The 1,278-nt window shown below is 68.1% G+C and carries 1 protein-coding gene; it reads left to right on the top strand.

The genetic code is table 11. The features are described 5' to 3' along the window. The first annotated feature begins 291 nt into the window (after positions 1 to 291). Entirely contained in the window at positions 292 to 1,095 is an 804-nt protein-coding gene (locus RH94_RS36685; RefSeq protein ID WP_073952601.1) for an SAM-dependent methyltransferase, read from the top strand. The last annotated feature ends 183 nt before the right edge of the window (positions 1,096 to 1,278 follow it).

Below are 1,278 nucleotides of genomic sequence, written 5' to 3'. Positions count from 1 at the left end.
GGGGCGGGAGTGGGGCTCGTGGAGGCGGTGAATGCGGCCCTGGCCGCGGCCTTCCGGACGGTGGACCTGTGTTCACCGCGGACCGTCACTCCCGCACGGAGAAGGCAGCACCGGGTGAACTGGCCGGGACACTTCCGTTCGTCCTCGGACGGCCGTCTGATGGAAACGGGACGAGCAAGAGAACTTCCTCTCCACTCCTCTCCACCGGTTGGAGGCTGCGTTGGGGAGCAACGACGCTCGGAAACCCAGGAGTTGAACGTCTTGAGGGTCGCTGTGTGTCATGCTTCGATCATGACTGACCGAGGCGACCGGGAAAGAAGACTGCAGACCGATCGACCCCACTCGGCGCGTGTGTGGGACTACCTGCTCGGCGGGAAGAACCACTATCCGGTGGACAGCCAGGCCGGCGACATGATCCTTCAGACGTTTCCCGAATTCGCGGCCATCGCGCGGCTGCAGCGGAGCTTCCTGGTGCGAGCAGTGCGGTTCCTGACGCGTGACGCGGGGATCCGCCAGTTCCTCGACATCGGTACCGGGCTGCCCAGCACCAACCACACCCACGAGGTCGCCCAGGGCATCGCGCCCGAGAGCAGGATCGTCTACGTGGACAACGACCCCATCGTCCTCGCCCACGCCGACGCGCTGTTGCGCAGCACTCCGGAAGGCAAGTGCGCCTACCTCGACGCCGATGTGCGCGATCCGCGGAAGATCCTCGCCGAGGCGGCTCACACGCTGGACTTCGACCGGCCCGTCGGCCTGATGCTGCTCAACATCATGGGCCAGCTCTCGGACAACGAGGAGCCCGAGCGGATCGTGGCCGAGCTGATCGATGCCCTGCCGCGGGGCAGCTACGTGGCCCTGAGCGACGGCACGGACACCAGCGAACAACTGAAGGCGGCTGTCGAGGCGTACAACGCGCAGTCCGTCAACACGTACCACCTGCGCTCGCCCGAGCGCATCGGGAGCTTCCTGCAGGGGCTGCGCCTGGTCGAGCCGGGCCTGGTCCGGTCCGCCGACTGGCGCCCGGACCCCGACTCCGCGGACATCAGTCGCGAGCAGGGCCACGCCGTCGGGGCAGTGGGCCTGAAGGAGTAGGAGAAAGCTGCCGGTCGGGCCCGGCCGGAGGTACTCCCACCTCCGGCCACGCCGACGTGGTCACCCGGCACGCGACGAGCTGTCGACTGACTCCGCGAACGAAGTGCGAGGGGTTGGACCCGGAGCACCTGGCGCGCCGGTCGGTGCCGCCGTCGACCATTGAAGAACCGCATCGCGGCGGCG

Source organism: Streptomyces kebangsaanensis (assembly GCF_001906585.1).
GTDB lineage: Bacteria > Actinomycetota > Actinomycetes > Streptomycetales > Streptomycetaceae > Streptomyces > Streptomyces kebangsaanensis.
This window is presented reverse-complemented; position numbering and strand designations above follow the sequence as displayed.

Excerpts from the sequence above, each read along its gene's own strand:
- RH94_RS36685 (WP_073952601.1), top strand. The coding sequence starts at position 292 with ATGACTGACCGAGGCGACCGGGAAAGAAGACTGCAGACCGATCGACCC.